The organism is Pseudomonas protegens CHA0, assembly GCF_000397205.1.
Lineage (GTDB): Bacteria > Pseudomonadota > Gammaproteobacteria > Pseudomonadales > Pseudomonadaceae > Aquipseudomonas > Aquipseudomonas protegens.
Genome location: NC_021237.1, coordinates 4,989,431 through 5,012,583 on the forward strand (window position 1 = coordinate 4,989,431; position 23,153 = coordinate 5,012,583).

Below are 23,153 nucleotides of genomic sequence, written 5' to 3' on the forward strand. Positions count from 1 at the left end.
AAATCCCCGAACCTGCAGCGCCTTGCCATGGATCAAGCGCCGCCGGCGCGATCGGCTAGAATGGCCGCCTTGCGCAACATGAGCCGAACATGATCCCTGAACTGCCCCACGCCCAGCTCGACTGGGACGACCAAGGACGCCCGCGCTCGCGGGTCTTCGACGATGTGTACTTCTCCAGCGAATCGGGCCTGGATGAAACCCGCCACGTGTTCATCGAACAGAACCGCCTGGGCCAGCGCTTTGCCGCCCTGGCCGATGGCAAACGCTTCGTTATCGGTGAAACAGGCTTCGGCACCGGGCTGAACTTTCTCTGCGCCTGGCAGTTGTTCCAGCAACAGGCCCCGACCGGTGCCCGGCTGCATTTCGTCAGTGTGGAAAAGTACCCCTTGAGCCCTGCCGACCTGCAACGGGCCCTGGCCCTGTGGCCGGAACTGGCGAGCCTCTGTGCACCGCTGCTGCAGCAGTACGTGGCAGTGCATGGCGGCTTCCAGCGCATCGTGCTGGAGGGCGGGCGAGTGACCCTGACCCTGCTGATCGGCGATGCCCTGGAGCAACTGCCGCAACTGGACGCCCAGGTCGATGCCTGGTTTCTCGACGGTTTCGCACCGGCCAAGAACCCCGACATGTGGACCGCCGAGCTCTTCGCCGAACTGGCGCGCCTGGCCGCCCCGGGTTCCACTATCAGTACCTTCACCAGCACCGGCTGGGTGCGCCGGCTGCTGAACAGTGCCGGCTTCAAGATGAAACGTACCCCGGGCATCGGCCACAAATGGGAGGTACTGCGAGGCGAGTTCCTCGGCTGGCCGGAGGATGCGCCGGCGCCGGCCAGGGCCAGGCCCTGGTTCGCCCGCCCCCCGCGGCAAGAGAAGACCGCCCTGGTGATCGGCGGCGGGCTGGCCGGTTGTGCCAGCGCCGCCAGCCTGGCCGCCCGCGGCTGGCAGGTGCAATTGCTGGAGCGTCATGCAGAGCTGGCCCGGGAGGCCTCGGGCAATCCCCAGGGCGTGCTCTACCTCAAGCTCTCGGCCCACGGCACCGCTCTGTCGCAGATGATCCTCAGCGGCTTCGGCTATACCCGGCGCCAACTGGAGCACCTGCAGCGCGGCCAGGACTGGGATGGCTGCGGCGTGCTGCAACTGGCCTTCAACGCCAAGGAAGCCGAGCGCCAGGCCCAACTGGCCGCGGCTTTTCCCGCCGACCTGCTGCACTTGCTGGACCAACCCCAAGCCCAGGCCCGGGCCGGTATCGGCCTTGAGCACGGAGGCCTGTTCTACCCCGAAGGTGGCTGGGTGCATCCGCCGGCCCTGTGCCAATGGCAGGCCAGCCACCCGCGGATCCAGGTCCTGACACACCGGGAAGTCCTGGAACTGCGCCGGGTCGATGAGCAATGGCAAGCCTGGGACGGCGACCGGATGCTGGCCAGCGCCGCGGTGGTGATCCTCGCCGGTGCGGCCGAGATCAAGCGCTTCCCGGCCAGCGCCGACCTCCCCCTCAAGCGCATTCGCGGGCAGATCACCCGCCTGCCCCAGACCGCACAAAGCCAGAGCCTGGCCACGGTGGTCTGCGCCGAAGGCTACGTCGCCCCCGCGCGCCTGGGGGAACACACCCTGGGCGCCAGTTTCGACTTCAAGAGCCAGGACCTGACCCCCACCAGCGCCGAGCATGCCGGCAACCTGGAGATGCTGCGGGAAATCTCCAGCGACCTGCTGCACCGCCTGGGTGCCGAGCAACTGCCCCTGGACAGCCTGCAAGGCCGCGCGGCCTTTCGCTGCACCAGCCCGGACTACCTGCCCATCGTCGGCCCCCTGGCGGACCCGCTTGCCTTTGCCGAAACCTACGCCGCCCTGGGCAAGGATGCGCGCCAGGTGCCGGACCTGCCCTGCCCCTGGCTCGACGGCCTGTACATCAACAGTGGCCACGGTTCCCGTGGGCTGATCACCGCGCCGCTGTCCGGCGAGCTGCTGGCCGCCTGGCTGGAAAACGAGCCCCTGCCCCTGCCCAGAAGCGTGGCCGAAGCCTGCCATCCGAACCGTTTTGCCCTGCGTCGCCTGATTCGCGGCAAGGCCTGAAGCAGAGCGGCGGCGCTGATTTTCCAGCGCCGCCAATGGCCGCTGGCCAGCACCAAGCGCTACATCCAACCGTCTGCCTCCACTCAACTGCTTATAACCGATCGATCTAAAACTCCCGAGTTACGCACAGGTCAGTTTCCAGGTAGCCGCCCTTTTGACGGCGGCAGATTGACTCTCCCCAACGGAAAAACCGGTAAGGACTTATGTGCGGACTAGCTGGCGAATTACGCTTTGATCATCAACCTGCCGACCTGGCAGCGGTTGAACGAATCACCCACCACCTGGCCCCTCGCGGCCCGGACGCCTGGGGCTTTCACAGCCAGGGCCCGATTGCCCTCGGCCATCGACGGTTGAAAATCATGGACCTTTCGGACGGCTCGGCGCAGCCCATGGTCGACAACCAACTGGGCCTGTCCCTGGCCTTCAATGGCGCGATCTACAACTTCCCCGAACTGCGCGCCGAACTGGAAGCCAAGGGTTATGCCTTCTATTCCGGCGGCGACACTGAGGTGTTGCTCAAGGGTTACCACGCCTGGGGCGCGGACCTGCTGCCCAAGCTCAACGGCATGTTCGCCTTCGCCATCTGGGAGCGCGATGCCCAGCGCCTGTTCATCGCCCGCGACCGCCTCGGGGTCAAGCCGCTGTACCTGTCGCGCACCGGCCAGCGCCTGCGCTTCGCCTCGGCCCTGCCGGCGTTGCTCAAAGGTGGCGACATCAACCCGTTGCTCGACCCCGTGGCGCTCAACCACTACCTGAACTTCCATGCCGTGGTGCCAGCACCGCGAACCCTGCTGGCAGGCATCGAAAAACTGCCGCCGGCCACCTGGATGCGTATCGAGGCCGACGGCCGCACCGAGCAGCAGACCTGGTGGACCCTGCCCTACGGCCCCCGTGCCGACGAAACCAACCTGACGCTGGAAGACTGGCGTGACCGGGTGCTGGACAGCACCCGCGAAGCGGTGGCCATCCGCCAACGGGCAGCAGTGGATGTGGGCGTGCTGCTGTCCGGCGGTGTCGACTCCAGCTTGCTGGTGGGCCTGCTGCGAGAGGTCGGGGTGGACAACCTGTCGACCTTCTCCATCGGCTTCGAGGACGCCGGTGGCGAGCGGGGCGACGAGTTCCAGTACTCCGACCTGATTGCCCGGCACTACGGCACCCGGCATCACCAGTTGCGCATCGATGAACGTGAAATCATCGAACAGTTGCCCGCGGCCTTTCGGGCCATGAGCGAGCCGATGGTCAGCCACGACTGCATCGCTTTCTACCTGCTGTCCCGGGAAGTGGCCAAGCACTGCAAGGTAGTGCAAAGCGGCCAGGGCGCCGACGAACTCTTTGCCGGCTACCACTGGTACCCGCAGGTGGACGGCGCCAGCGACCCCTACGCGGCCTACCGTGCGGCCTTCTTCGACCGCAGCTACGACGACTACGCGGCCACCGTACAACCGCAGTGGCTGACCGCCAACGATGCCGCCGGGGATTTTGTCCGCGAGCATTTCGCCCAGCCCGGCGCCGACGCAGCTGTGGATAAGGCCCTGCGCCTGGACAGCACGGTGATGCTGGTGGATGACCCGGTCAAGCGTGTGGATAACATGACCATGGCCTGGGGCCTGGAGGCGCGCACGCCGTTCCTCGACTACCGCCTGGTGGAGCTTTCGGCCCGGGTGCCGGCGCGCTTCAAGTTGCCGGACGGCGGCAAGCAGGTGCTCAAGGAAGCTGCGCGGCTGGTGATCCCCAGCGAGGTGATCGACCGCAAGAAAGGCTACTTCCCGGTGCCGGGCCTCAAGCACTTGCAGGGCGCGACCCTGGACTGGGTACGCGAACTGCTGCTGGACCCGAGCCAGGATCGCGGCCTGTTCAAGCCGGCCATGCTCGACCGCCTGCTGACCGATCCCCAGGGCCAGTTGACGCCCTTGCGCGGCTCCAAGCTGTGGCAACTGGCGGCATTGAACCTGTGGCTCAGCGAACAAGGAATCTGACCGATGAAAGCTCACGCCACGGCTTACAGCCAACGCCTGCTGCGCGGCCAGGCGCCGTCCTATGAACGCCTGCAGGCGCGCTTCGCCGAAGACGGCAGCGAACCCGGGTGCGAACCGATCGCGGTACATTGCGGTTGGGGCCGCCTGCTGATCGGCCATACCTTTCCCGACCCCACCAGCCTGGCCGGGGAGTTGCTCAACGAGCGACCTGGCGAACGCGACATCGCTCTGTATGTGGCGGCGCCACAACAAGTGCTGGGGCTGGAACCGGCGCAACTGTTCCTCGACCCTTCCGATACCCTGCGCCTGTGGTTCAGCGATTACCGCCAGGCCACTCGGGTATTTCGCGGTTTCCGCATCCGTCGCGCCCAGAGCGAAGCCGACTGGCAAGCCATCAACCAGCTGTACCAGGCCCGCGGCATGCTGCCCATCGACCCGCAACTGCTGACCCCGCGCCATCAGGGCGGGCCGGTGTACTGGCTGGCCGAGGACGAAGACAGCGGCGCGGTGATCGGCAGCGTCATGGGCCTCAATCACCACAAGGCCTACCAGGACCCGGAACACGGCAGCAGCCTCTGGTGCCTGGCAGTGGACCCCGACTGCAGTCGCCCGGGCGTCGGCGAAGTGCTGGTGCGCCACCTGATCGAACACTTCATGAGCCGCGGCCTGAGCTACCTCGACCTGTCGGTGCTGCACGACAACCGCCAGGCCAAGAACCTCTACGCCAAACTCGGCTTTCGCACCCTGTCGACCTTCGCCATCAAGCGCAAGAACGGCATCAACCAGCCGCTGTTCCTCGGCCCCGGGCCCCAGGCGGAGTTCAACCCCTATGCGCGGATCATCGTCGAGGAAGCTCATCGCCGGGGCATCGATGTGCAGGTGGATGACGCCGACGCCGGGCTGTTCACCCTCAGCCACGGCGGGCGCCGGGTACGCTGCCGGGAATCACTGAGCGATCTCACCAGCGCCATCAGCATGAGCCTGTGCCAGGACAAGAGCCTGACCCACAAGGTGCTCAAGGGTGCTGGCTTGAACCTGCCGGCGCAGCAACTGGCGGGCAACGCCGATGACAACCTGGGCTTTCTCGACGAGCACCAGCGGGTGGTGGTCAAGCCCCTGGATGGCGAGCAGGGACAAGGCGTGGCGGTGGACCTGCGGACCATCGAAGAGGTGCAAAAGGCCATCGACCACGCCCGCCGCTTTGACAGCCGGGTATTGCTGGAAAGCTTCCACGAAGGCCTGGACCTGCGCATCTTGGTGATCGGCTTTGAAGTGGTGGCAGCGGCTATCCGCCGTCCCGCGGAAATCATCGGTGATGGTCAGCACTCCATCGGCGCGCTGATCGAAGCCCGCAGCCGTCGCCGCCAGGCGGCCACCGGCGGCGAGAGCAAAATCCCCCTGGACCAGGAGACCCAGCGCACCCTGCACGCCGCCGGCTACGACTACAACAGCGTACTGGCCGCCGGGGAGCGGCTGTTTGTACGGCGCACCGCCAACCTGCACACCGGCGGCACTCTGGAAGACGTCACCGGCATCCTTCATCCGACCCTGGCCGACGCCGCCATCCGCGCAGCCCGTGCCCTGGACATTCCCGTGGTGGGCCTGGACCTGATGGTGCCGGCGGCGGATCAGCCCGAGTACGTGTTCATCGAAGCCAACGAACGCGCCGGGTTGGCCAATCACGAACCGCAACCCACCGCCGAACGTTTTGTCGACCTGCTGTTTCCCCACAGCCAACCGGCGCCGTGATCCTTCGCCGGCAAGCCGGCTCCTACCCTCACTGGTAGGAGCTGGCTTGGCAGCGAAGGCGCCCCCTGGCCCTGCATCCATGCCCTCATCGAAACCATCGATGGCCGTTTCTCATCAGGAGTTTCCATGACCCGCAAGATTCCCGAACCCGACCTCGCCTACCTGCAGAAAGTCCTCCTGGAAATGCTCGCCATTCCCAGCCCCACCGGCTTTACCGACACCATCGTGCGCTATGTCGCCGAACGCCTTGAAGAACTGGGCATCCCCTTCGAGCTGACCCGTCGTGGCACCATTCGCGCCACCCTCAAGGGCCAGAAGAACAGCCCGGACCGGGCCGTCTCGGCGCACCTGGACACCATTGGCGCCAGCGTGCGCGCGGTGAAGGACAACGGCCGCCTGACCCTGGCCCCGGTGGGCTGCTGGTCCAGCCGCTTTGCCGAGGGCAGCCGGGTCAGCCTGTTCACCGACAACGGCGTGTTGCGCGGCAGCGTCCTGCCGCTGATGGCCTCTGGGCACGCCTTCAACACCGCGGTGGACGAACTGCCCATCAGTTGGGACCACATCGAGCTGCGCCTGGATGCCTACTGCACCACCCGCGCCGACTGCGAATCCCTGGGGATAGGCGTGGGTGACTTTGTTGCCTTCGACCCCTTGCCCGAGTTCACCGAAAGCGGCCATATCAGCGCCCGGCACCTGGACGACAAGGCCGGTGTCGCCGCGCTGCTGGCCGCGCTCAAGGCCATAGTCGACAGCGGCGAGCCGCTGATGATCGACTGCCATCCGCTATTCACCATCACCGAAGAAACCGGCAGTGGTGCGGCAGCGGCCCTGCCCTGGGACGTCAGCGAGTTCGTCGGCATCGACATTGCCCCGGTCGCCCCGGGCCAGCACTCCAGCGAACATGCGGTGAGCGTGGCCATGCAGGACTCCGGTGGCCCCTACGACTATCACTTGTCCCGCCACCTGCTGCGCCTGGCCGGCGAACACGAGTTGCCGGTGCGTCGCGACCTGTTCCGCTACTACTTCAGCGACGCCCATTCGGCGGTCACCGCCGGCCACGACATCCGCACTGCGCTGCTGGCCTTCGGTTGCGACGCCACCCACGGCTATGAGCGCACCCATATCGACAGCCTGGCGGCACTCAGCCGCCTGCTGGGGGCCTACATCCTCAGCCCGCCGGTATTTGCCAGCGACGCGCAACCGGCCCAGGGCTCACTGGACCGCTTCAGCCATCAACTGGAGCACGATGCACAAATGGAAAGCGATACCCGGGTGCCCTCGGTGGACAGCCTGGTGGGGCAGAAATCCTGAACCCGCCCCGGCGTTTGTGCACGCCCTGGCTGGCGGCACGGCCCCGGGCGCAGTAGGATCCCGGATTGTTTGCCGGAGGCCCCCATGCTGATTCCCCACGACCAACTTGAAGTCGACACCCTGACCCGCCTGATCGAGGACTTCGTAACCCGCGAGGGCACCGACAACGGTGATGAAACGCCCCTGGAGACCCGTGTGCTGCGGGTGCGCCAGGCCTTGACCAAGGGCCAGGCGGTAATCGTCTTCGATCCGGACAGCGAACAGTGCCAACTGATGCTCAAGCACGATGTGCCCAAGGAGCTGTTCGACTGACCCTACCCCCGGCCCAGCTTCTCTGGGCCGGGTTATTCAGCCATTGGAAAAGCGCGGGCCGAACAGAATCACACTGGCCCCGATCACGCACAGCGCCAGCCCCAGCCAATCCGAACCCAGGGGCCGTACCCGCTCCACCACTGCCAGCCAGCCAATCGAAGCGACGATATAGATGCCTCCGTAGGCGGCATAGGCGCGCCCGGCGTAGGTGGCCTCGACCTTGGTCAGCAACAGGGCGAACAGGGTCAGGCTGACCAGCGCGGGAATCACCCACAAGGCACTCTTGCCCTGACGCAGCCACATCCAGAACGCATAGCAGCCGGCGATTTCAAACAGCGCGGCGAGGAAGAACCACAGGTAATTGAGCATGCAGGAACTCGTCAGGATTGTCGGATGCCGGCAACCCTAACGACGCCCAGGGGGATTGGGCAAGCTCAACTGGCGCTTTGCTTGGCCTTGGCGCGCATCTTGTCGGCCATCAGGGTCATTTCGTCGTACAGCGCCTGGGGATTTTTCTGCTTCAGGGCCCAGGCCATACGGCCCTGCTCATGGGGCAGGATCATGAATTGGCCGGCATCGACCTGGGCATGGATGTAGTCGGCGATCTCGGCGGCGGTGATCGGCGAGTTTTCCAGCAACTTGCCCACCTGGGCCTTCATGGCCGGGGTCGGCCCCCGGAAGGAGTCCAGCAGGTTGGTCTGGAAGAACGACGGGCAGACCACATGCACGCCGATTTCCTGCTGCGCGAGCTCGATCAACAGGCTCTCGGAAAGCGCCACCACTCCGGCCTTGGCCACGTTGTAGTTGCTCATGGCCGGGCCCTGCATCAAGGCCGCCATGGAAGCGATATTGATGATCTTGCCCTTGCTCTGCTCCAGCAGCGGCAGGAAGGCCTTGCAGCCCTTGACCACCCCCATCAGGTTGATCGCGATCTGCCAGTCCCAATCCTCCAGCGACAGTTCGCTGAAGAACCCGCCAGAGGCCACGCCGGCGTTGTTGACGATGATGTCGATGCCGCCGAACTTCACCTCGCAGGCCTGAGCGAAGGCGGTCAACTGGCTGTAGTCACGCACATCGCAACGCTGCACAAAACCGTCACCACCGGCTGCACGCACCAGTTTCAGGGTTTCCTGCAGGCCCGCCTCGCTGACATCGGACAAGGCCAGCCGCCAGCCCTCGCGGGCCCAGCGCAAAGCGATTTCGCGACCCAGGCCGGAGCCGGCGCCAGTGATCATCATGCGATTTTGCATAAGAGTTGCCTTGTTGTTCCGGGGAAGATGAGCCGCAGTGTAGCGAAGGCCCCTGCGCCACCCACGCACCATCAGGGTGCTGAATGCCCCGGGCAAACCGCCGGCCCGGTGCCCCCGACCTGTCATCCGCCCCCCCTGCTCCGGGCAGGCGCAAAGGAAATAAGACCGAAAGCGGAAAGCTTTAAAAATACTTGGAATTTTCTGGAAGGGCGCAGAGTCGGATTTATTAAGCGGTTCGCTTTATCCCTAAAACGAACTTGTCCTTGAATAACTGCGTTGTTCAACTCTATTCCAATAAGGAAACAGCCATGGGCACCATTCTGATCGTTATTCTGATTCTGCTGCTGATTGGCGGCCTGCCAGTATTCCCGCACTCCAGAAGCTGGGGTTATGGGCCTTCAGGAATCATTGGCGTCGTGCTGGTGGTGCTGTTGGTACTCTTGCTGCTGGGCAGGATATAACGCCCTTATTGCTCGCCCCAGAGCATGTTTGAACGTAAAAAGGCGCCGGTCTTCACCGGCGCCTTTTTATTAGCCCGAATAAAAAACACCCCACTTGTGGGGTGTTCTATTCACGCGGGCAACTTGCGCCAACCCCGCATGACAGGGCCGGCGCTGCAGCGTTTAGTCCGGTTTCCCGTTGACCACGCCTGCGGTGTTGTCGAGCAAGCTCTTGGTCGCCGTCTGCAGGAAGGATTCCAGCTTCTGCTTGAGCTGCGCCTCATCGGCAGAATCCGGGATCAGTTCGCCCCCCGGTGCCGAACCCAGCTCGTACTTGTACAGCCGTGGCGGCATTTCCTTGGGCAGCACCAGCACCCGGTCCGCCGTCAGCAGCGCTACGGTCTGGTCACTGCCCGAAGGCTTGATCACGCCGAAGCCCTTGTCGCCTTCCGGCAGGTTGAGCAGGTCGCGCCCCCAGCACTGGTGCAGTACGTCGCCACCCAGGCGACCCATGATGGTGGGCACGATGTCGATCTGGGTGCCCACGGTGTGGTCACGCTGGCCGAACTTTTCCTGGATGCCCGGAGCGATCATCAGCATGGGCACGTTGAAGCGCCCCAGGTCCATTTCGGTGATCTGCTGCTCGTTGCCGAAGCCATGGTCGCCCACCACCACGAACAGGGTTTCCTTGAAGTAAGGCTCCTTGCGCGCTTTCTCGAAGAACTGGCCCAGGGCCCAGTCGGAGTAGCGCATGGCCGTCAGATGTTCGTTGAGGCTGCCGCGGTCGGTCACCTTGTCCACCGGCAAAGGCGTGGGCAGGGCATACGGCGTGTGGTTGGACAGGGTCTGCAGCAGGGCATAGAACGGCCCCTTGCCTTCCCGGGCCTTCAACTCTTCCAGGCCGCGGTTGAACATGTCCTGGTCGGACACGCCCCAGGTCGGGTCGGAGAACACCGGATTGACGAAGTCGTTACGGCCGATGAAGTTGGTCATGCCCTGGTTGCTGAAGAACCCCGACTGGTTGTCCCAGGCGAAATCGCCGTTGTAGACATACACGTCATCGTAGTTGCGAGCACTGAGCAATTGCGGCAGGCCGGACAGCTTGTGGCTGCCTTCCGGGGTCTGCATCAGGTATTCGAAGCCAGGCAGGTTGGGGAAGCACGCCATGGTGGCGAACATGCCCTGGTGGGTGTGGGTGCCGTTGGAGAAGAAGCGGTCGAACAGCAGGCCTTCCTTGGACAGTTTGTCGAAGTACGGAGTGATCTCCCCCGGACGTCCCAGGGCACCCACCGAATGCCCGGCGAAGCTTTCCATCAGGATCACCACGACGTTCTTGATCGGCAGGGTCTTTTCCCCATCCGGCGTGTAGGTGCGGCGTACGGCGGCAATATCGGCATCCACCAGCTTGTCACTCGGCACCAGCAGCATGTCGCGCACGGTCTGCTGGGCCAGAGGCTGAGGCAAGGTGGCCTTCCAGATATTGGTGCGGTCCTCGGACAGACGATCCTTGGCCGCCGCCATCAGTTGCAGCGTGCCATTGAGGCCCAACTGGTTGGCGAAGTTGGATTCGGTGGTGTAGACGTCACCCCAACGCATCGGCGGGCCCTGGCGCAGAGTGCCACGGGCTGCAACCACGCAGATCAGCAGACACACCACGAACACCGCAATGCGCGCATACCAGGGGGCAATCTGCCGGGTGCCGACATTGCCGCCGCTGAACGGGCCGCGGGGCCGGGTGGCGCGGTCGGCCCCCTTGAATGCCAGGCTCAGGATCCAGGTGCCCACGGCCCAGGCCAGCAGGTAGCGGACCACCGGGAAGCCGTACCAGAGCATGCTCATCACGGTTTTCGGGTCTTCCTTCACATACTGGAAGACCAGGCCGTTGAGGCGCTGGTGGAACTCTCGGTAGAAGTCCATCTCCATCAGGCCGAGGAACAGCGCGATGCTGGAGGTGACTGTCAGCCAGAAGCGCAACACCCCGCGAGCCGCCATGGCCCGGGCGCTGAACAGCGCCAGCAGCAGCGGTACGCTGAGGTAGACCACCAGCCGCAGATCAAAACGCAGCCCGTTGGCAAACGCTTCGAGGAAGGTCGAGGCCGGAGTGTCGAGAATCATCTCGCGGTTGTAGATCAGCAGCGCGACGCGCAACAGGGAAAGCATCACCATCATGACCAGGGCGCACAACAGCGTGTAGGCCAGATGGGATTTAACGGTCGGTTGCAGCAGGCGATTCGAGGATCGCTGCTGACTCAGGGCATCCGAGTTTGCCATGTGGTTTTAGGACCCATTGGAAGTTTAAGTTGCAAAGATAAAGCTGCGTTCTGCCCTCTTGTTGCCGCCAGGGCGACGGGGGAATTCGCGGTGCGCAAATGTTGCACGATCACTCAAGGCATTGCCATTGATTAGTGGGCAGCACCGAAAAACCCACTGCCAACGGCTCTGGGACAAGAGATTACAGAGAGTTATACCGGGGAAAAAGCGCCGGCGAATTGTCTTAGAGCGTTTGTGAAAATTTCGTTCAACGCATGTTTAGTCACACAAAAAAGGGCCTGACGGCCCTTTTCCCTGTGCAACCTGCGTCTCCAGCTTCAGAGCCGCACATTGCCTCGCGGCCCGGCGATCGCCCAGATGATCAGCCCCAGCACCGGCAGGAGAATGATCAAGAGCACCCAGAGGACCTTCATCCCGGTTTCGGCGCCGCTTTTGAGTACGTTGATGATGGCCCAGATATCCAGGGCCAGAATGATCAGGCCAACCAGGCCATTGAAGGTGGAACCCATGGTGTCGCTCCCTAAATGATGGCGTGCCTCTTTAGGATAGCCGTGCTGGATCAGGGTTCCGTTTTATTCCACAGCCGCTCGGGCTTCAGACATGAACGGCGATCTTCAAGGCCTCCAGGGCCGGCGCTGCGGCGATCCCGACCTCGGCGCACAGCTCCAGCACCCGCGGCACGTCGTTGCCGTAGACCAGTACCATCTGCAACTCGTCATCCAGCAACTGGCTGAAGTTCATCAACACATAGCCGCCGTTTTCCGGGTTCATGCTGCCCATCTGGATCTGGATGCGGTTCAAGGCCGTCAGGGCTTCGATCTTGGCCAACTGCTTGGGCTTGATGTTGAAAGCCACGTCCTTGCCGAACGAGGCGACGATCTGGGCGAACAGGTCGACATAGGTATCGGCCTGAAACAACACGGTTTCCGGCAGGCTGCCGACCACCACCCATTCCCCCAGGGGAATGGGGAAGCTGTCGTCGTAGTTGATATCCGGGTTGGCTGCCAGGAATCCCTGAGGGTCGGCGTAGGCCTGGCTCGCCTCCTCGGCGATCTGCTGGATCTCGGCATCGCCCATGCACCCGGAGCTGATCTTGCTAATGAGTTCGATAAGGGCGGTTTTCATGGGCACATCCTGGAAGCGAGGAAATCAAGGGGCGCGAAGGATAGCCTAAAGTGCCCGAGCTATCACGCCAGGCAGCACCTGACGCCTGCACGCCCCGATCATCGCCGGCTCAGGCCAGGAGTTTTTCCAGCTGCGCCGTGGTATCCATGGCGCCCATGGTCTTGGCCGCTTCCAGGGCACTCACGCCATTGCTGTCGCGGGCCTTGGGGTCGGCGCCCTGGCTGATCAGGTAGGTGACGATTTCCGTGCGGTTGAACATCGCCGCCATCATCAGCGCGGTACGTCCGTCGAAGGACGAGCCTTCCACCTGGGCGCCCCCCTCCACCAGCGCCTTGACCACCGCCAGGTCGCCCTTGAAGGCAGCCCCGGCAATCGGGCTCTGGCCATTGTCGTTGCGGATCTCGGGGTCGGCCTGGTGCTTGAGCAGCACCTGCACCGCGTCCACATGGCCGTGATAGGCGGCGAGCATCAGCAGCGTGTCGCCCTTGTGATTGCGCAGGTTGACCGGCAGGCCACTGGCAGCCAGTTTGTCGAGCATCTGTGCGTCGCCCTGGCGGGCCACGTTGAACACCTGTTCGACAAACTGGGCGGCCTCTTCTTCAGTCATCTGGCGGCTTTTGTCGGTCATCGGAAACTCCAGGTTCGGCAATTCGGAAAGGCGCTAGTTTCCCCAAGCCGGCGCCAGCCTGTCATCCCTTTTTTCCCGAGAGCCACCATAGGCAGAATCAATAACGCAGGCGCCCGCCCTGAATGTCCGCGAGAATCTGCGGGGTCAGCCGCACGTAGGTATCCGAGCCCGGCAACCAGGCATACACCGGCTCGTCACCGATTTGCTGCAGATCGAATGCCTGCTCCTTGAGGCGACTCTTCTGGTACTTGAAGGTGCCTGTGGTGTCCATCTTCACTTTGATCCGCAGGAACAGCGGCACTGCGTAGGCCGGCAACTGCTGCCGGGCGAACTGCAGCAACTCGCTGAAATCCAGGGTCGCCAGGGATTCTGCCGGAGTGATCGCCACCATCCCGGCCCGACCGTTGGTGTTGTGGATCTCGACCCCATAGGCCACCACCTCGGCAACCTGCGGGTGCCCCAGGAGGACGTTCTCCACCTCGGTGGTGGAAACGTTCTCGCCCTTCCAGCGATAGGTATCTCCCAGCCGGTCGACGAACTGCACATGGCCAAAGCCGATATCGCGCAGCAGATCGCCGGTGTTGAAGTAGCAGTCGCCCTTCTCGAATACGTCCTTGAGAATCACCTTGAGGTTCTTTTCCGGGTCGGTGTAGCCATCCAGGGGCGCCTTGTCGTCGATCTTCGCCAGCAGCAGCCCCTGGCCGCCCTTGGCCACCTTCTGCATGAAGCCCTGGCTGTTGCGCAGTGGCGCACCGGTGTCGTGGGCGTATTCCACCAGCGCCCAGGGGATCAGGGAAAAGCCCACGGTATTGTCGAAGTTGAGGATGTTGCTGAAACCGATATTGCCGTCGCTGGCGGCATACAACTCACAGATATGACCGACGCCGAAACGTTGCTTGAACTCGCTCCAGACGCCCGGGCGCAGCCCGTTGCCGATCATCTTCGAGACCCCGTGCTCGGTATCCCGTGCGCAAGCCGGCTGGTCGATCAGGTAGCGGCACAACTCCCCGACATAACCCACGGTCGTGGCCTTGTAGCGGCGCACGTCATCCCAGAACTGGCTGGCGCTGAATTTGCGGCGGATGGCAAAGCCCGAGGCGCCGGTAATCGCCGAACCCCAGCACACGCACAGACCGGTGGCGTGGTACAGCGGCAAGGTGCAATACACCACGTCGCCGGGCTGCATATCCAGGGCGATGGTGCCGAAGCCGGCAGAGGTGCGCATCCAGCGCCCATGCTTGAAGATTCCGGCCTTGGGTAGCCCCGTGGTGCCGGAGGTATAGATGTAGAAGCAAGGGTCGTTGAGGAAGATGCGCTGGGTCTGCGCCAGGTTGTCCGATGGGTAACCGGCGCTCTCGGCCATCAGGTTGCGCATTCCCTCGGGGGTCGGCCCGGGGTCGGCAAAGGTGTCCTGATCGGCCACGAACCAGGTGCGCTGCGGATCGATGCCCACCTGCTCGCGTACCGCCGAGTAAGCGGCCTGCAGCTCGCCGCCGAGGATGATCGCCGCCGGTTTCACCAACGCCAGGCTGTGCGCCAGCACGCCCTGGGTCTGCGCGGTGTTGAGCATCGCGCAAATGCCTCCGAGCTTGGCCACCGCCAGCACCGTAACCAGCAATTCCGGGCGGTTCTCGATGAAGATCGCCAGCACATCACCCTTGCCGATGCCCTGCTCCTGCAGGTAGGCAGCAATGCGGTTGGCCCACTGATTGACCTGGGCATAACTGAGCACCCGGTCACCGTACAGCAAGGCCGGCCCCTCGGGGTTGCGCAGGGTCGCCTGCTCAAAGCTCCAGCCCAGGCCGCAGGGCTGGTCCGGGTTGTCGATATTGCCCGCTTTCATGCCCCGCACCACCCGCGGCAGTGCCCTGGCAATGGAGGGCACCTTACGCAGCATCATGCCCCAGGTGATCATGTCGCTCTTGTGCTTGTTCATGGTTGCTCCGGTTGCACAGCAAGGATCTGGGCCCGGGCCTGGCCGGCCGGGCGTTGGCAACAGCGGCGCAAGGCTCAACCGGGGGTAGCGATCCAGGGTGCGGCGAGCGGCACGCGGGAGCTGTGGATATCTCTCGCAAAGGGATGAAGGCAGGACAAGCGCAGGGCTGCAAAGAGCACCGGCGATGAGGCGCAGGAAAGGTTCATGGAGAGCGTCCTATGTTCTTATTATTGGTCGGGCGGGATCGCAAGATCGCGCCACAACACATTCCATGTCGCAGAAACGCCGTTCAAGCCGCTTTCGCGGGGCCGCCGAGGCCAGGTTGAACCAACGTGACTGGCTGGAAAATACGTCAGCTCTCGCGACGCTGTACACGGGGTTTTTGCAAACTTTTGTATCTACCCTCGGTCTCCCCACGCAGCGTACTTGTCCCCGCTTCAACGATTGAATTTTCCACCCTGGCCCGCGGTCACAACACTGCCACGGCACCCGCCAACACCCCCTGCGGACCTGCAAAATGCAGGATGCACGATGGCCATTCATGCAATTTGCACGAACAGGCGCTTTTTGGATTTTTATAAGCTATTGTTTTTAAAGGATATTTTAAAAAAACGATACTGGCACAATCGCTGCACCTATCACTCCACGCTTGCCCTTCAAGAGCTAACGGAGCTGATAGACATGAGCCTGATCCAAGAAAAATTTTCTTCCCTGTTCTCCAACTTCGAAGTGACCACCCAGCCACGCCCTGACGGTGGCATCCTGTTGACCCTGCGCAACAGCGAAGGCAAACAGTTCAAGCGTTCGATCTCCTACGCACAGTTGCACGCCGCCGACCAACTGTCGTGGGTCATCAGCGCAATTCGTCGGGACTTGGCCGAACAGGCCAGTGAGTTGCCACAGATCTCCATGCTGCAAAGCCAGAACCGCTTTGCCCTGCCGACTTACCACTGCGCGTAAGCCGCTTGCGCTGCACCTGTCCGGGCCGGCCCCACCTTGCGTGGGTCCGGCCCGTTGACGTTGTGCTCCCCGCTCAATCGTCCAGGCGCGGGAACTGGCTGGCGATCGCGTCGCCGGTCAGGCTGGCGTTCCAGCCCTGGGGGTTGTTGAACATGCGGATGGCCACCAGGTTCGGCCGCTCGCCCATGTCGAACCAATGGGCGGTGCCCGCCGGCACCGAGATCAGGTCATTCCTTTCGCACAGTACGGCGTACACATAGTCATCGATGTGCAGGTTGAACAGGCCCCGGCCCGCAACGAAGAAACGTACTTCATCCTCGCTGTGGCGGTGCTCATCGAGAAAGCTGGCGCGCAGCTCGGCCTTCTGCGGATGGTCTTCATCGAGGCTGATGACATCCACGCTGGCGTAGCCACCCTCGGTCATCAGGCGATCGACCTGCTCCTGATAGGCGCTTATCACTTCTTGCTGGCTGGTGCCCGGTGCAACACGCGTGGTGGCAGGCCAGCGGTCGAAACGAATCCCCTGCTCGGCCAGGGTTGCAGCGATATCGTCGAAGTGGGTCAGGACCTTGTTCGGCAGGTCCGGACTGGATACGTGGTAGACGGACAGGCTGCTCATTACGGCAACTCCTCTTGCATGCGGGTGGCAATGATAACGGCTGCGGCCAAGGCTGCGACGCTGGCAATACTAAAGGTCAATGTGGGGCCCAGGGCATTCCAGCTATAACCCGAATACAGGGCCCCCAGGGCGCCCCCGGTTCCCGCCAGGGCCGCGTACAACGCCTGGCCCTGGCCTTGCTGGCGGGCACCGAAACTGCGCTGCACAAAATGAATGGCGGCGGCGTGGAAACTGCCGAAGGTCGCCGCGTGCAGCACCTGAGCCAACAACAGCACCCCGAGGTGTTCCGCCAGGCTGCCCAGCAGCAACCAGCGCAGAGCCGCCAGCAGGAAGCTCGCAAGCAGCACTCGCCGCACGGAAAAGCGCGCCAGGAGCCAGCTCATCGCCAGAAACATCAACACTTCGGCCACCACACCCAGGGCCCAGAGCATGCCGATCACCCCGCGGGTATAGCCCAGGCGCTCCAGGTGCAGAGTCAGGAAGGTGTAATAGGGGCCGTGGCTCATCTGCATCAGTGCCACGCACAGGTAGAAGGCCAGCACACCGGGGCTGCGCAGTTGCCTGACAAAGCCCTCCCCGGCGTGCCGCGGCCCCTGCACCCGAGGCTGGGCGTTAGGCACCCACAGGCTGCTGAGGACGATGCCCGCCATGATCACCACCAGCGCTACCGGGTAGATGTCCAGGCTCAACCACTCGAACAAACGCCCCAGGGCCACCACGGTAAGAATGAAGCCGATGGAGCCCCAGAGGCGGATCTGGCTGTAGCGCGAGGCCTGGCCTTGCAGGTGCGCCAGGGTGATCACTTCGAACTGCGGCAGCACCGCGTGCCAGAAAAAAGCATGCAGGGCCATGACCATGGCCAGCCAGGCATAGCTCTTGTCGACGAAGATCAGGGAGAAACAGACCAGGGTGCAGAACGCACCAAAACGCACGATCGCCAGGCGCCGCCCGGTGTAGTCCCCCAGCCAGCCCCAAAGGTTGGGCGCCACGCAGCGCATGAGCATGGGAATGGCCACCAGTTCGCCGATGCGCGCACTGGAGAACCCCAGGTGATCGAAATACAGCGCCAGGAATGGCGCGGTCGAGCCCAGCAGCGCGAAATAGAACAGGTAGAAACTGGAAAGCCGCCAGTAGGGAAGTGCCGCCACGGCCTTCAGACCGTGGCGACTGGCAGGACCGGCATTACAGCTGGCCCAGCACCGGCGTGCTGACGCGCACGTCGGCATTCTGGCCGCGGTGGCGCAGCAGGTGATCCATCAGCACGATGGCCATCATCGCCTCGGCGATCGGCGTGGCGCGAATGCCCACGCACGGGTCGTGGCGCCCCTTGGTGATCACGTCCACCGGGTTGCCGTCGATATCGATGGAGCGCCCGGGGGTGGTAATGCTGGAGGTCGGCTTGAGCGCCAGGTGAGCGACGATCGGCTGCCCCGAGGAGATGCCGCCCAGAATGCCGCCGGCGTTATTGCTGAGGAAACCTTGCGGGGTCAGTTCGTCACGGTGCTCGGTGCCGCGCTGGGCAACGCAGGCGAAACCGGCGCCGATCTCCACGCCCTTGACCGCGTTGATGCTCATCAGCGCATGGGCCAGCTCGGCGTCCAGGCGATCGAAAATCGGCTCGCCCAGGCCCGGCATCACCCCTTCGGCCACCACGGTGATCTTCGCTCCGACCGAATCCTGGTCTCGACGCAACTGGTCCATATAGGCTTCCAGCTCCGCAACCTTTTCCGGATCAGGGCTGAAGAAGGCGTTGTTGTCTACCGAATCCCAGGTCTTGAAGGGAATCTCGATCGGGCCCAGCTGGCTCATGTAGCCGCGAATCACGATGCCCTGGCTGGCCAGGTACTTCTTGGCAATGGCCCCGGCCGCCACGCGCATGGCGGTTTCCCGGGCCGAGCTGCGGCCGCCACCACGGTAGTCGCGGATGCCGTACTTGTGGTGGTAGCTGTAGTCGGCGTGAGCCGGGCGGAACAGGTCCTTGATCGCCGAATAGTCCTTGGACTTCTGATCGGTGTTGCGGATCAACAAGCCGATGGAACAGCCGGTGGTCTTGCCTTCGAACACCCCGGAGAGGATCTCGACCTCGTCGGGTTCCTGGCGCTGGGTGGTGTGGCGGCTGGTGCCAGGCTTGCGCCGGTCCAGGTCACGCTGCAAGTCCTCCAGCGTCAGTTCCAGGCCCGGCGGGCAGCCGTCGACAATGGCGACCAACGCCGGACCATGGCTTTCGCCCGCGGTGGTGACAGTGAACAGCTTGCCGTAGGTATTGCCGGACATGCAGGGAGCTCCGTGAAATCAGCCGAAATAACTCAATCTGGATTAGCGCGTGCGCCAGTATACGCAGGCTACCCAACTAGTTCATCCTCGAACCTTCTGCCTGTTACCGAGTCAAACCGGCACCTTATCCATGATGGCGCGATGATGCTGCGAGTTCTTCTCTTGAGCCTTTCCCTGTTCACCGGCCTGGTTCATGCGGCCGTCCTGCAACGCCCCGTGAGCCTGGACACCGGGCACGGTGAGCTGTACGGCTCGCTGCTGCTACCCAAGTCCGAGCAGCCGGTGCCGGTGGTGCTGATCATTTCCGGCTCCGGCCCCACTGACCGCGACGGCAACAACCCCGATGGCGGGCGCAACGACAGCCTCAAGCGCCTGGCCTGGGTACTGGCCAAGCACAACATCGCCAGCGTGCGTTATGACAAGCGCGGCGTGGCGGCCAGCCTCGCCGCGACCCCGGACGAACGCAACCTGACCCTGGACGCCTATGTGGCGGATGCCGTGGCCTGGGGCAACAAGCTCAAGGCCGATCCACGCCTGGGCCAACTGATAGTCCTGGGGCATAGCGAAGGCGCACTGATCGCCACGCTGGCGGCACCGCAACTGAATGCCGCAGGCGTTATCTCGATCTCCGGAACCGCCCGCCCGGTGGACCAGATCCTGCGCCAGCAGTTGAGCTACCGCCTGCCACCGGCGCTGATGCTGCGCAGCAATGAGCTGCTGGACAGCCTCAAGGCCGGCAAGGTCGACCCGGATGTGCCCCCTGCCCTGCAAGTCATCTTTCGCCCCAGCGTGCAGCCTTACCTGATCACCCTGTTTCGCGAAGACCCGGCGGCGGCCTTCGCCCGCCTGAAGATGCCGGCGCTGATCATCCAGGGCAGCAACGACATCCAGGTCAGCGTCGATGACGCCAGGGTCCTCAAGGCCGCCAAACCGGATGCGCAACTGGCACTGATCGAGGGCATGAACCATGTGATGCGCATCGTGCCCAATGACCTCAAGCGCCAGCTGGCCTCCTACAAGGACCCGCAATTGCCCCTGGCAGCGGAACTGGGCAGCGCGATCATCGATTTTATTGACGGACTTCACACCCGTTAGGCTGTTTTTGCCCTCCAGTCCTGAAAAAAACGGCCGATAAGACTTTGCCGGCCGTTCAATTGCTGTCGGCGCGCAGCGATTGGACAGGATCTCGCCGTTATGACTGATACCCCGAACTCACCCGCCACCGAGCAGGAAGCCGCCGCCCCGGAAGCGCCGCCGCTGCCGTGGGCCGATGTGCAGGCCGAGCACCACAAGATGCTGCGCCTGGCACCCTTGCAGACCGACCGCGCCACGGGCGGACGGCCTCTGCGCTTTGTCGAGTTCGGTTATGCCGAACGCAACAACAAAGAGCACAGCCTGCTGCGCATGACCATCAGCCTCCCCGGCCAACGGGTGCGCAAGGAACAGAATCACCTGGATGTGTGGGTCGAGCACGACACTCGCCGGGTGCACTTCGAGCCCGAAAGCGGCCTGCAGGTCGAACCGCTGAACCGCGGAATCGGCCGTTTCCTGCTGGCCCAGGCAGCGCAGTGGGCCCAAAAGAAGTGGCCGCACTACCGGATCGACGGCTTCGACCTGGCGAACAAGGATGCCCTCAACGAAGACACGCGCCTGCGTCGTGACCACGTGCTGCGCACCCAGGGTTTCGATGTGGTGTATGCCGATGCCCAGCACCTCAAGGGCAGCGTCAAGGATGTCCAGGTGGGTGAACTGCTGGGCCAGTGGAATAGCGAAAAGCTGCAGTTCGTGGAGATTCTGGAAGCGGCGCAGATGCTCCAGCAGGCCGAACAGAATCTTGAAGAACTGGAAGTGAAGCTGCGCAAGCAGGAAGAGAAAGTCACCAAGTACAAGCGCGAGGACACCGGTCTGCGCTTCACCATCACCTGCCTGGTGGCCTTTGCGGTGTTCCAGGCCGGGCTGCTGATCTGGATTGCGACTCATCGCTGAGCCGCAACGCCTGACCGCCAGAGGCCCGCGTTGCGCGGGCCGGCAATCGGCTCAGACCCGGGACGCGAACAACGCCTGATGTTCGCGGCACTGCTCCGCGGTCAGCATGAACACACCGTGGCCACCGCGCTCGAAGTCCAGCCAGGCGAAGTCGACCTCCGGGTACAGCGCCTCGACATGCACCTGGCTGTTGCCCACCTCGACAATCAGCAAGCCCTTCTCGGTCAGGTGGTCCGCCGCCTCGGCCAGCATCCGCCGCACCAGGTTCAGGCCGTCCTCGCCACAGGCCAGGCCCAGCTCGGGCTCGTGCTGGTATTCATCCGGCATGTCGGCGAAGTCTTCGGCATCGACATAGGGCGGGTTGGACACGATCAGGTCGAAGCGCTGCCCGGGCAGGCCATCGAAGCCATCGCCCTGGACCGTGAACACCCGCTCATCGACGCCATGGCGCTCGATGTTCTGGTTGGCCACTTCGAGGGCTTCGAAGGACAGGTCCGCCAACACCACCTCGGCATCACGGAATTCATAGGCACAAGCGATACCGATGCAGCCGGAACCGGTACACAGGTCGAGAATCCGTGCCGGCTCGCTGCCCAGCCAGGGTTCGAAACGTTTTTCGATCAGCTCGCCAATCGGCGAACGGGGAATCAGCACGCGCTCATCGACAATGAACGACATGCCGCAGAACCAGGCCTCGCCCAGCAGGTAGGCGGTAGGCACGCGCTCCTGGATACGACGCTTGAGCAGGTGTTGCACATGGACCAGCTCGTCGTCTTCCAACGCGCAATCAAGGTAGCTGTCGGCAATTTCCCAAGGCAGGTGCAAGGCGCCGAGCACCAGTTGACGGGCCTCGTCCCAGGCATTGTCGGTACCATGGCCGAAGAACAGATCCTCCCCATGAAAGCGGCTGACAGCCCAGCGGATATGGTCGCGCAAGGTGCGCAGGCGGGAAGTGATCACGGCACAGACTCCTGACAAAACGACCGGCGATTCTAACAGCCAAAACGCTTGCCGACGACGAATGAAAAACCAGCGACGGGCAATGGTGTTCAAGCGTTTTTTGCTCGGGAAGGCTGCATACCTTGCCCCACTTGACAAGGCTACAGGCCAGCAACGGCGCACCTTACGTTAGTAGCGATTCACAGAAGCGCTCCGCCAGAGGACAATGGCGCAAAAGCCCCACTCACAGGAGCCCCAGAATGTCCGTTCCAAAGACGATGTTTCAACTCAGCGGTCGTGGTTATGCAGCGGCCAATTTGAGCCACGCGACCCTTGTGATCATCGACGCCCAGAAAGAATACCTCAGCGGCCCGCTGGCCCTGTCCGGCATGGACGCGGCAGTGGCCAACATCCGCCAACTGCTGGCCGCGGCCCGGGCTGCCGGTCGCCCAGTGGTGCACGTACGCCACCTCGGTACCGTCGGCGGCCTGTTCGACCCACAAGGCGAGCGCGGCGAGTTCATTCCCGGCCTTGAACCCCAAGGCGACGAAACCATCATCGGCAAACTGCTGCCCAGCGCGTTCCACGGCACCGAACTGGAAAAGCGCCTGCAGGACCTCGGTTCCCTGGACCTGATCGTCGCCGGTTTCATGAGCCACTCCAGCGTCAGCACCACCGTGCGCGCGGCCAAGAACCTGGGCTTTCGCTGCACCCTGGTAGAAGACGCCTGCGCCACCCGCGACCTGCCCTACAAGGGTGGCATCCTCAGCGCCGAGCACGTTCAGCAAACCGAAATGGCAATCATGGCTGACAACTTCGCCACCCTCGCCCAGACCGCAAGCCTGATCTGATCAGCCCTGGTGAGCGGCTGGCGGGCCGCTCATCCATAAACCCCTCGCCTTTGCAGCAATTGCCTTAGCCTCAGGAACCACCCGGTCAACTTCCGGTCGAAGGGCCGATACCCATTGAGGAAGGTCGGAATGAAGATATCCGATGGTTTTGACGCACGCCGATTGCGGCCCAAAAGCCCGCGAAACTGGCGGTTGCGCCTGGGTGCGGGATTCTCCGCGCTACTGGCGACATTTGGCGTGCTGCTGGCGATGGCCGGTACTGCGAGCCTGCTGGGCCGTGCCCCGGCGCTGGGGGAAATGAATGCCAGCCCGGCGGGCTCGGCGGTGATCCTGGTGGTCGGCCTGTTGCTGCTGTATGTCGGCGTACGCTTGTGGCGGCGCTGCCGGCGGCGCATGCGCCAGCCCCTGGCGCTGAACATGGCGCCGCACCTGATGAAAAAACACGACTGACATTCCCGAG

At 63.5% G+C, this 23,153-nt stretch carries 22 protein-coding genes; 11 read left to right on the plus strand and 11 right to left on the minus strand.

What is annotated here, in order from left to right:
• The first annotated feature begins 89 nt into the window (after window positions 1–89).
• From mnmC to PFLCHA0_RS22025, 5 genes are all read left to right on the plus strand, one after another.
• Window positions 90–2,066 (plus strand): bifunctional tRNA (5-methylaminomethyl-2-thiouridine)(34)-methyltransferase MnmC2/FAD-dependent 5-carboxymethylaminomethyl-2-thiouridine(34) oxidoreductase MnmC1, encoded by a 1,977-nt coding sequence (mnmC, locus tag PFLCHA0_RS22005; RefSeq protein ID WP_015636582.1) that lies wholly within the window; start codon window positions 90–92, stop codon window positions 2,064–2,066.
• 203 nt (window positions 2,067–2,269) lie between these two features.
• A complete protein-coding gene (locus PFLCHA0_RS22010; protein ID WP_011062603.1) occupies window positions 2,270–4,042 on the plus strand; it encodes an N-acetylglutaminylglutamine amidotransferase in 1,773 nt (590 codons plus the stop codon).
• A gap of 3 nt (window positions 4,043–4,045) precedes the next feature.
• Window positions 4,046–5,791: an N-acetylglutaminylglutamine synthetase gene (gene ngg / locus PFLCHA0_RS22015; protein ID WP_011062604.1), complete on the plus strand. Its 1,746-nt coding sequence runs from the start codon at window positions 4,046–4,048 to the stop codon at window positions 5,789–5,791.
• 126 nt (window positions 5,792–5,917) lie between these two features.
• Window positions 5,918–7,102 carry an osmoprotectant NAGGN system M42 family peptidase gene (locus tag PFLCHA0_RS22020; protein ID WP_015636583.1) on the plus strand — a complete coding sequence of 395 codons (1,185 nt, stop codon included), beginning with the start codon at window positions 5,918–5,920 and terminating at the stop codon, window positions 7,100–7,102.
• 84 nt (window positions 7,103–7,186) lie between these two features.
• Window positions 7,187–7,414, plus strand: a complete 228-nt coding sequence (locus PFLCHA0_RS22025) for a YheU family protein (protein WP_011062606.1) — start codon at window positions 7,187–7,189, stop codon at window positions 7,412–7,414.
• Between the two features lie 36 nt (window positions 7,415–7,450).
• On the opposite strand, the gene PFLCHA0_RS22030 is transcribed toward PFLCHA0_RS22025, so the two are convergent.
• Window positions 7,451–7,783 carry a YnfA family protein gene (locus tag PFLCHA0_RS22030; RefSeq protein ID WP_011062607.1) on the minus strand — a complete coding sequence of 111 codons (333 nt, stop codon included), beginning with the start codon at window positions 7,781–7,783 and terminating at the stop codon, window positions 7,451–7,453.
• A 65-nt stretch (window positions 7,784–7,848) separates the two neighbouring features.
• Complete coding sequence (locus PFLCHA0_RS22035; protein WP_011062608.1) at window positions 7,849–8,664, minus strand: SDR family oxidoreductase; 816 nt, start codon at window positions 8,662–8,664, stop codon at window positions 7,849–7,851.
• 308 nt (window positions 8,665–8,972) lie between these two features.
• Here PFLCHA0_RS22035 and PFLCHA0_RS31385 point away from each other — a divergent pair, with 308 nt between their 5' ends.
• The gene (locus PFLCHA0_RS31385; RefSeq protein ID WP_007945780.1) at window positions 8,973–9,125 is read left to right on the plus strand and encodes a DUF3309 family protein; all 153 of its coding nucleotides are present in this window, start codon (window positions 8,973–8,975) and stop codon (window positions 9,123–9,125) included.
• Between the two features lie 162 nt (window positions 9,126–9,287).
• Here PFLCHA0_RS31385 and PFLCHA0_RS22045 read toward each other — a convergent pair whose 3' ends face one another.
• The 5 genes from PFLCHA0_RS22045 to PFLCHA0_RS22065 all read right to left on the minus strand — a co-directional run bounded on the left by PFLCHA0_RS22045 (window position 9,288) and on the right by PFLCHA0_RS22065 (window position 15,064).
• Window positions 9,288–11,375 carry an LTA synthase family protein gene (locus PFLCHA0_RS22045; RefSeq protein ID WP_011062610.1) on the minus strand — a complete coding sequence of 696 codons (2,088 nt, stop codon included), beginning with the start codon at window positions 11,373–11,375 and terminating at the stop codon, window positions 9,288–9,290.
• A 317-nt stretch (window positions 11,376–11,692) separates the two neighbouring features.
• Window positions 11,693–11,884 carry a PLDc N-terminal domain-containing protein gene (locus tag PFLCHA0_RS22050; RefSeq protein WP_015636585.1) on the minus strand — a complete coding sequence of 64 codons (192 nt, stop codon included), beginning with the start codon at window positions 11,882–11,884 and terminating at the stop codon, window positions 11,693–11,695.
• 85 nt (window positions 11,885–11,969) lie between these two features.
• Window positions 11,970–12,500: a hypothetical protein gene (locus PFLCHA0_RS22055; RefSeq protein WP_015636586.1), complete on the minus strand. Its 531-nt coding sequence runs from the start codon at window positions 12,498–12,500 to the stop codon at window positions 11,970–11,972.
• 109 nt (window positions 12,501–12,609) lie between these two features.
• Window positions 12,610–13,128: an ankyrin repeat domain-containing protein gene (locus PFLCHA0_RS22060; protein WP_011062613.1), complete on the minus strand. Its 519-nt coding sequence runs from the start codon at window positions 13,126–13,128 to the stop codon at window positions 12,610–12,612.
• A 97-nt stretch (window positions 13,129–13,225) separates the two neighbouring features.
• Window positions 13,226–15,064: a long-chain-acyl-CoA synthetase gene (locus tag PFLCHA0_RS22065; RefSeq protein ID WP_015636587.1), complete on the minus strand. Its 1,839-nt coding sequence runs from the start codon at window positions 15,062–15,064 to the stop codon at window positions 13,226–13,228.
• A gap of 681 nt (window positions 15,065–15,745) precedes the next feature.
• Between PFLCHA0_RS22065 and PFLCHA0_RS22070 the strand changes: the two genes are divergently transcribed.
• Window positions 15,746–16,024, plus strand: coding sequence for a DUF3509 domain-containing protein (locus PFLCHA0_RS22070; RefSeq protein ID WP_015636588.1), 279 nt, complete (start codon window positions 15,746–15,748; stop codon window positions 16,022–16,024).
• A 73-nt stretch (window positions 16,025–16,097) separates the two neighbouring features.
• Here PFLCHA0_RS22070 and PFLCHA0_RS22075 read toward each other — a convergent pair whose 3' ends face one another.
• Genes PFLCHA0_RS22075 through aroC form a run of 3 tightly spaced genes read right to left on the minus strand, consistent with a single transcriptional unit; the run spans window position 16,098 to window position 18,917 of the window.
• Window positions 16,098–16,643 carry a 1,2-dihydroxy-3-keto-5-methylthiopentene dioxygenase gene (locus tag PFLCHA0_RS22075; RefSeq protein ID WP_015636589.1) on the minus strand — a complete coding sequence of 182 codons (546 nt, stop codon included), beginning with the start codon at window positions 16,641–16,643 and terminating at the stop codon, window positions 16,098–16,100.
• Window positions 16,643–17,791 carry an MFS transporter gene (locus PFLCHA0_RS22080; RefSeq protein WP_011062617.1) on the minus strand — a complete coding sequence of 383 codons (1,149 nt, stop codon included), beginning with the start codon at window positions 17,789–17,791 and terminating at the stop codon, window positions 16,643–16,645. The genes PFLCHA0_RS22075 and PFLCHA0_RS22080 overlap by 1 nt, the downstream gene beginning before the upstream one ends.
• Window positions 17,792–17,825: 34 nt before the next feature.
• Window positions 17,826–18,917 (minus strand): chorismate synthase, encoded by a 1,092-nt coding sequence (gene aroC, locus PFLCHA0_RS22085; protein WP_015636591.1) that lies wholly within the window; start codon window positions 18,915–18,917, stop codon window positions 17,826–17,828.
• 141 nt (window positions 18,918–19,058) lie between these two features.
• Between aroC and PFLCHA0_RS22090 the strand changes: the two genes are divergently transcribed.
• Window positions 19,059–20,012 (plus strand): alpha/beta hydrolase, encoded by a 954-nt coding sequence (locus PFLCHA0_RS22090; protein WP_015636592.1) that lies wholly within the window; start codon window positions 19,059–19,061, stop codon window positions 20,010–20,012.
• A gap of 99 nt (window positions 20,013–20,111) precedes the next feature.
• Window positions 20,112–20,903, plus strand: a complete 792-nt coding sequence (locus PFLCHA0_RS22095) for a hypothetical protein (RefSeq protein WP_015636593.1) — start codon at window positions 20,112–20,114, stop codon at window positions 20,901–20,903.
• 51 nt (window positions 20,904–20,954) lie between these two features.
• On the opposite strand, the gene prmB is transcribed toward PFLCHA0_RS22095, so the two are convergent.
• Window positions 20,955–21,863: a 50S ribosomal protein L3 N(5)-glutamine methyltransferase gene (gene prmB / locus PFLCHA0_RS22100; protein WP_011062621.1), complete on the minus strand. Its 909-nt coding sequence runs from the start codon at window positions 21,861–21,863 to the stop codon at window positions 20,955–20,957.
• A gap of 239 nt (window positions 21,864–22,102) precedes the next feature.
• On the opposite strand from prmB, the gene PFLCHA0_RS22105 reads away from it, so the two are divergent.
• Both PFLCHA0_RS22105 and PFLCHA0_RS22110 read left to right on the plus strand, forming a co-directional pair.
• Window positions 22,103–22,693 carry a cysteine hydrolase family protein gene (locus tag PFLCHA0_RS22105; protein WP_011062622.1) on the plus strand — a complete coding sequence of 197 codons (591 nt, stop codon included), beginning with the start codon at window positions 22,103–22,105 and terminating at the stop codon, window positions 22,691–22,693.
• A gap of 129 nt (window positions 22,694–22,822) precedes the next feature.
• Window positions 22,823–23,143 (plus strand): hypothetical protein, encoded by a 321-nt coding sequence (locus PFLCHA0_RS22110; protein WP_011062623.1) that lies wholly within the window; start codon window positions 22,823–22,825, stop codon window positions 23,141–23,143.
• Window positions 23,144–23,153: the final 10 nt, after the last annotated feature.